The organism is Archangium sp. (genome assembly GCF_036389735.1).
GTDB lineage: Bacteria > Myxococcota > Myxococcia > Myxococcales > Myxococcaceae > Archangium.
Map to the genome: position 1 here is coordinate 1 of NZ_DASVWK010001138.1, position 6,627 is coordinate 6,627.

Below are 6,627 nucleotides of genomic sequence, written 5' to 3' on the forward strand. Positions count from 1 at the left end.
GACGTGCTGCTCCTCGATGGCGGCGATCTCCGCGTAGAGCTGGCGCGCCACCGGGTCGGTGAACGTCGGCCCGATGTTCATGTAGTAGGTGTGAACCTGGTTCTCGGCCGAGACGATGGTGAGCGCGTTGAGCTTGGTGATGGGCTCCGCGGTGCGCATGTCATAGGACCGGCGCACGTCATCCAGCGGGTGGCGGTGCTCGATGGTGGTGAGCCGTCCGGGGATGATGTCCGTGTAGCTCTGGGTGATGTAGTTGGGATCCCTGCCCGTCAGCCGGTCGTACAGGGCCGAGTAGCGGTACAGGTGGTCGAAGTCCTCGAGCATCCCGAAGCGGTAGGCCTGGGCGAGGTACGGGTCCGGCTCGTGCTGGGCCACGCTGGCCGTCACCTCGATGGCCGTCTGCTCGAAACCGAGCGTGGTCTCGAGGGGGTTCTGGTTCGCCGGGTTCATCCAGTTGACCAGCGTCTGCTGAAAGTGCTCCACCCGGCGGATGAGGGCGAGGGGCTCGCGCAGCTGGCGGTTCATCCGCGCACAGGCATGGCTGAAGCGCACCGACTCCGCCTCGACGCCGTTCATCAGGATGACGCGCACGCGCGTGAAGGCATCGTCATCCAGCTTGCTGTAGGTGCGTCGCGTGAGGTCCTTCCAGGTGAAGACCTGGCGGTCCAGCGAGACGCCCTTCTCTTTAAAGAGGTCCAGGGCCACGTATGACTCCTTTGTGCTTCTCAGGGAAACAAGGCTGGCCGAAAGGGCCCCAGGCCCCCCGGGTTCGCCGGTAAAGGTCCGACTCGCCTCGGGGCGCGGCAACGGCTCGCGAGGGCTCGCCTGGATGCTCCACGGGCGTCCGGACGCGAGAAAGCCCGCCGGGTCACGAGGACCCTGGCGGGCTTCCGGGGGACTGCGCAGGGGGAGACCGACGGCTCAGCGCATCACGGCGTGACTGAGGGCGCGGTGCACGGCCTCCAGCGCCTTGCGGGCCTCGAGCAGCTCGGCGCGCTCGGCGGTGAGCGAGGCCACCTGCTGGGCCAGCACATCGCGCTCCCCCTGGAGCGCATCCACGGTGCGACGCAGCGCGGAGGCCTCGTCCTTGGCGATCTCCAGCTCGCCAGCGAGCCGCTCCTCCTCGGAGAGGCTGTCGGCGAGGGCCTTCTTGGCCTCGGCGACGGCGTCCTCGAGCGAGGTGCGCTCCTGGGCGGCGGCCTGCATGGCCTGACGCGCCTCCTGGAGCGACAGCAGGGCCTCGTCGCGCTCGCCCTCCAGCGCGGCCAGCTCGCGCTCGAGGTCGCCCAGCAGCTTCACCCGGCCTTCCATGTCGGTGGCCAGCCGGCGCGCCTCGTCCATGCGCAACCGGGCCTCCTCGGTGGCCTTCTCCGACTGACGCCGCGATACCTCCAGCTCCTGGGTGAGCGAGAGGTTGAGCGCCTTCACCTTGGTGAGCTCGGCCTGGAGCGCGGAGATGCGCTCCACCGCGCGCATGCCCGCCTCGGCCACGCTGGCCGGCAGGGGCTCGGGGCGCGGGTTCTCCCGCACCGCCTTGAGGCGCTCCTTCAGCCGCTCGCGGCGGGCGCTCGTATCCAGCTCCTCGCGAGGCGGGGCCGGCGTCTGCACCTCCACCTCGTGCACGGGCGCCTCCACCCGGGCCACCGGGGCGGGGGCTTCCATGGCCTGGTCCCGCGGGGGCGAACTCAGGGCGGCTTCGATGACCTCGGCGGCGGTGGGGCGCGGGGCGCGGGCGCGCTCGATCCGGGCACGCACCTCGGCGGACAGGTCGTGGTTGGCCACGGCGGGCGCCTGGGGAGCGGGGGCCGGCTCCTCCGCGGGGAGCGGCTCCTGGGCCAGGGCCTGCTCGGGCGCGGGCGACTCCTCGGGAGCGGCGGGGTCGACAACGCCCGTGAAGGCTCCCAGGCGGAGGCGCGGCTTGGCACGGGACACGTTCTGTTCGAAGGCTTTCTTCATAAGGAGGCCTCAGCCGACCTGCTGTGTACCCGTATCGCTACCGGGAGCCGCGTTGACTCGCAAGCGCGGAAGCACGTTCTGGATGAGGGCCTCGATGTCGGTGGCCCCCTTGGAGGAGGGATCCGCCACGAAAACGGGCCGGCCCTCACTGGAGGCCTGCGCGAACTTGGTGCACTGCCGGATGATGGTGGGCAGGAGGAACTCCGGGTAGTGCGTCTGGAGCGCCTCCAGCGCCTCCTTCGCCAGCTTGAAGGTGGCGTTGAAGGAGTTGACCACGATGTAGACGTGGTCCAGCACGTGGTTGAGGTCCTCTTCCAGGCTCTGCACCGTCTCGAAGAGCAACTTGAGGCCGTGGAAGGAGAGGAAGTCGGCCAGCACCGGGACGAACAGGTCGTTGGCCGCCATCAGCGCATTGAGATTGAGCAGGCCGAAGGAGGGCGGCGCGTCGAAGACGATGACGTCGTACTGGCCCTCCACCTCCTTGAGGGCGTTGCGCAGCTTGAACTCGCGCCCCGCCATGGGCATCAGCGCCAGGTCCACCGTGGACATGGTGAGGTTGGAGGGGACGAACTGGAGGTTGGGCAGGGCGGACTGCTGGATGACCTCCGACAGGGGCGACTTGCGCACCAGGACGTTGAGGAGCGTCTTGTCGAAGTCCTCGCCCTCGAAGCCCAGGCACTTGGTGGCGTGGCCCTGGCTGTCGAGGTCGACGAGGAGCACGGTGTAGCCCAGCTCCGCCAGCCGCCACGCATAGGAGGTGGACAGGGACGTCTTGCCCGTGCCGCCCTTGAAGTTGAGGAAGAGCTGCCTGCGACGGCCGATCGAGGGCGGATAGCGCCCGAGCTCCTTGCGCAGCGCCCAGACCTCGTCGGCGGTGTAGCTGTCCTGCTTCAGCCCCGAGGCACTGGACTTCGGTGGCAGACCGAGCATCTCGGCCACCTGTTTGGAGCTGTAGGTCGGTGCATCCATGGAGAACCCTTCGTCGAACCCTGGGGGCGCTTACCTTGCCTCAAGCGGCGAAGTATTTGTGGCCCCGCCGTATGACCGCACCCCTGGCCACCAACAGGGCAAGTGCCTCTTGCGCCAATTCCAGGGAGGCGGACAGCCCCGACGCCAGCTCACCGAGCGAGCGCCCCCGGATGGCCGCGCGGATCTCCGACAGCAAGGGTCCACAGAGGGCTTCCACCGGAGAGGCGGCCGGGCGCGCGGGGGGACGCTGCGCGGGCTGGGCAACCGGAGGGGCCACGGGCGCGGCCCGCGTGGCCACGGCGGTGGGAGGAGGCGTCACCGGGGCGGGCTCGGCGACGCGCACGGCCGGCGGCGGCGCCTTGGGCAGGAGCGAGGCGCGCACCGGCTGCACGGGGAGCCCGGCGAGCCGGCGGATCTCACGGCGGCGCCGGCCCTCGTCCATGTCCACCACCGAGGAGACGTCCTGGCCGAGGATGCGCGCGAGGCTCTGCGAGGCGGCGCGGCGCACACGCACCTCCGGGTCCTTGAGCGCCTCCAGCAGCAGCGTGCGCGCGGACTCCCCACTGCCCGCGCCGAGCGCCAGGGCGGCGAGGCTGCGCACCTCGGAGTCCGGGTCGTGGATGGCTTCCTCGCCCAGGCGCCGCGCGCTCTCGCCCTCCAGGCCGAGCGCCAGCAGCGAGGCGCGCCGGCGCACGGAGCGGTCCGGATCCTTCACCGCCTGCGCGAGGTGGGGCGCGGCCTCGTGGGGCGACAGCGACAGCAGTGCCTTGAGGGCGGCGATGCGCACCTCGGGGACGGAGGAGGCCAGCAGGGGCGACACCACCGAGGCCCCCTCCTCTTTACCCACCTCGGAGAAGGCGGCCAGCAGGGCCACCTGGACGGAGGGTTCCTTCTCCGCGTGCAGCGCGGTGGCCAGCGCGGGCGCGGCGGCCGGCTGTCCCAGGGCCTTGAGGCGCTCGGCGGCGCGCACGCGTGAGGTGGCGTCCGGCGCGGACAGCTCGCGCACGGAGAAGCCGAACAGGCTCTGATCTCCGCCGCCGGAGAGCTCCGCCATCTGCCCGGGGCTCACCGCCAGCCGTCCCTCTAATAGGAGGCGCTGCGCGTGCTGCATCACCGGCGACAGGTTCCCCGCGCCCGCGGGCGCCGCCACCAGCGCGAGCGCGGGTGCCGGCTCGGCCTCGGGCTGCGTGGGCCACGGGAGGGCGACGGGCGGCGTGGCGGCGGCCACCACCGGGTGCCCCAGGGCCTCGCTGCGCAGCTGAGAGATGAAGGAGGCCAGGTCGATGCCCAGCTCGTCGTCCTCGTCCTCGTCGCGTCGGTCCGAGGCGCGGATGCGGCTGGCCTCCAGCACCTTGCCCAGCAACTGACTGCGCTCGGCGCGCAGGGCCTGGTTGAGGCGGGTGAGTTCGTCGCGGTCCGCGGCCATCCGGCCCAGGCGCACCTCCAGCTCCGCCACCTCGCGGCGCAGGGCCAGCTCGCGCTGCTCCGACTGCGTCAGCTCGCGCTTGAGGTGCTCCACCGCCTCACATGTGGACGTCAGCTCGTGGTGGAGCTGGTCGGCTCGGGCCTCGAAGTAGACGATCTTTTCGAGTGCGCTCTTGAGCAGCGCGTCCGGACGCTCGTCACTCACGGCCTGTCCAGCCCTCCCACAAATCCCGGGGCACGCCTGGCGCCCCCGCGCCTGGGAACACCAGGGGACACCGGAACCCGGGACCCCCGGGAACGCGAGGGCGTATATATGTCAGACCTCCGTGTAACGTAAACCCCTGAAATGGTTGGGACTTTTCCGTCCCGCCCCTCCTGGGGCATTGACAATCGCGCCGGGGCCGATTTCTCGGGCCTCCGGGCGATCAGCACGCCGCGTGACACGGCCCGGGACGCGCCCTCCAGCGAGCCCCCCCCCCGCGGACATGACTCCGAAGGTCATCCCGCGTCAGGCCCGAGTCGTCGGCCATCGGATGACCCACGGCGTTCACCGCCGCGAAGTGTACGGACGCCAACCCCCAGTGCATTTCTCGCACTACTTCGGCCGTTTCACGCTGACAGGTGACTCCGGAAGTCGTATAACCCATCGAGTCGGGTTTGAAGCCCTGAGGAGCCATGGCGTCGAAGACTACTTTTCCAGTCACCCCCGAGCAGACCTCCACGACCCGTCGCGGCACGCGCGGCAAGGAAGCCAAGGAGAAGCAGCAGGTGGGAACTCCTCGGGGTACGAGAGAGACGAAGGCGAAACTATCCAAGGCATTGGGAGACTCCGCCCGGGAAGCCCGGCAGAAAGCGGGGTTGACCCAGGCGGACGTGGCCGAGCGCATCGGGGTGGCCACGGAAGTCTATGGACGGTTGGAGCGGGGATTGCTGATGCCCAGCGTGCCCACGCTGCGGCGGCTGTGCCTGGCGCTGCACCTGCCAGCCGACAAGCTGCTGGCCCTCGGCACGTCCCATTCCCCCACCTGGGCCGACGTGCCCCCGCCCCCTCAACAGGAGGGACTGCAGATGCGGCGCCTGCTGCGGCACGTGCGCAGACTCAAACCCCACCAGCTCCGCGCGCTGTCGATAGTGGCCGCCACGCTGCGCAAGGACGAATGAGCGGGGGCGTCGCGCCCATGCGCAACCACCTGGCGTTTGCAGTGAAGCAGTTCACACCCGGTGCGAATTCCCCTCTCCATCCCGCCTGGGTCGCCCGGCGCGGCAGGCGCTATGCTGCCGCCCCGTGCGCCCCGCAGAAGGACTCGACGACTACCTCCGAGACCCCGTCGGCCGCTACCTGACGGGGGAGGACTTCCTCCACTGGTATGCCTCGCCGGAGCTGTGCGGGTTCATCCTGTGGGGGAGGCCGGGGGAGGCCCAGATCCAGCGCCTCACCCAGGTGCTGGACGTGGAGCTGGCGCCCGCCGCGCCCCACCTGTCGCTGGTGGACGCGCGTCGGGTGGAGGCCCCGGACCCCAACGGCCTCGCCGTCCTGGTGAAGTACATGATGCCGCGCATCTCCGCCTTCGCCCAGACGGTGAAGCGTCAGGCGCTCGTGCGCCCCGAGGGCATCACGGGCGCGGTGGTGGGCGGCTTCTACAGCCTCGTCAGCTCCAGCTACCCCACCCAGGCCTTCGCCGACCCCACCGAGGCGCTCGCCTGGCTGGGCCGGCCCGAGCAGGAGGCCCACGCCCTCGTCAACGAGCTGAATGACCTGGTGATGCGGCAGATGGGGCAGTCGCCGCTGCTCAGCGAGCTGCACCGGGTGCTGCGCCACCGGCTGGTGGATGCCAACCTCGCGGACGTGGCCCGGCGATTGGGCATGTCCGAGCGCACCCTCCAGCGCCGCCTGCGCGAGGCGGGCACCTCCTTCCAGTCCGAGCTCAACACCGTCCAGGTGCGCACCGCGCAGGCGCTGCTGCTGGCGAGCGATGCCAAGCTCACCTCGGTGGCCGTGGAGGTGGGGTGTGCCTCGCTCCAGCACTTCAGCGGCCTGTTCCGCAAGATGACGGGCGAGTCCCCCAGCGCCTGGCGGGCCCGCCACCGCAAGACCCCCTAGCCCCGGCGCTCAGGCCGCCACCGAGGCCTCCTCGGAGGCCTCCTCCACCGGGCGCCGCACCCCTGGCAGCAGGAGGATGAAGCGCGCACCGCCCTCGGCGCGGTTCTCCGCCTGGAGCGAGCCGCCGGCCCGCGAGACGTACTCCCGACACAGCGCCAGCCCCAGCCCCGTCCCCT

6 protein-coding genes and 1 pseudogene are annotated in these 6,627 nt (G+C 70.8%); 2 read left to right on the top strand and 5 right to left on the bottom strand.

What is annotated here, in order from left to right:
- From VF794_RS40970 to VF794_RS40985, 4 genes and pseudogenes are all read right to left on the bottom strand, one after another.
- Positions 1-705 (bottom strand): annotated as a pseudogene (locus VF794_RS40970) (hypothetical protein); the annotation flags it as partial.
- Positions 706-921: 216 nt separating this feature from the next.
- Positions 922-1,956: an extensin-like protein gene (locus VF794_RS40975; RefSeq protein ID WP_331119379.1), complete on the bottom strand. Its 1,035-nt coding sequence runs from the start codon at positions 1,954-1,956 to the stop codon at positions 922-924.
- Between the two features lie 9 nt (positions 1,957-1,965).
- On the bottom strand, positions 1,966-2,925 hold the full coding sequence (locus VF794_RS40980; RefSeq protein WP_331119381.1) for a ParA family protein: 960 nt from the start codon (positions 2,923-2,925) through the stop codon (positions 1,966-1,968).
- A 40-nt stretch (positions 2,926-2,965) separates the two neighbouring features.
- Complete coding sequence (locus VF794_RS40985) at positions 2,966-4,555, bottom strand: HEAT repeat domain-containing protein (protein WP_331119383.1); 1,590 nt, start codon at positions 4,553-4,555, stop codon at positions 2,966-2,968.
- Positions 4,556-5,025: 470 nt separating this feature from the next.
- Between VF794_RS40985 and VF794_RS40990 the strand changes: the two genes are divergently transcribed.
- Positions 5,026-5,511, top strand: a complete 486-nt coding sequence (locus VF794_RS40990) for a helix-turn-helix domain-containing protein (RefSeq protein WP_331119385.1) — start codon at positions 5,026-5,028, stop codon at positions 5,509-5,511.
- 262 nt (positions 5,512-5,773) lie between these two features.
- On the top strand, positions 5,774-6,451 hold the full coding sequence (locus VF794_RS40995; RefSeq protein WP_331119387.1) for a helix-turn-helix transcriptional regulator: 678 nt from the start codon (positions 5,774-5,776) through the stop codon (positions 6,449-6,451).
- A gap of 9 nt (positions 6,452-6,460) precedes the next feature.
- On the opposite strand, the gene VF794_RS41000 is transcribed toward VF794_RS40995, so the two are convergent.
- Positions 6,461-6,627 (bottom strand): ATP-binding protein (locus VF794_RS41000; protein WP_331119389.1); only part of this gene is annotated, 167 nt, incomplete at its 5' end.

Coding starts and splice junctions, on each gene's coding strand:
- VF794_RS40975 (WP_331119379.1), bottom strand. CDS start 1,956: ATGAAGAAAGCCTTCGAACAGAACGTGTCCCGTGCCAAGCCGCGCCTC.
- VF794_RS40980 (WP_331119381.1), bottom strand. CDS start 2,925: ATGGATGCACCGACCTACAGCTCCAAACAGGTGGCCGAGATGCTCGGT.
- VF794_RS40990 (WP_331119385.1), top strand. CDS start 5,026: ATGGCGTCGAAGACTACTTTTCCAGTCACCCCCGAGCAGACCTCCACG.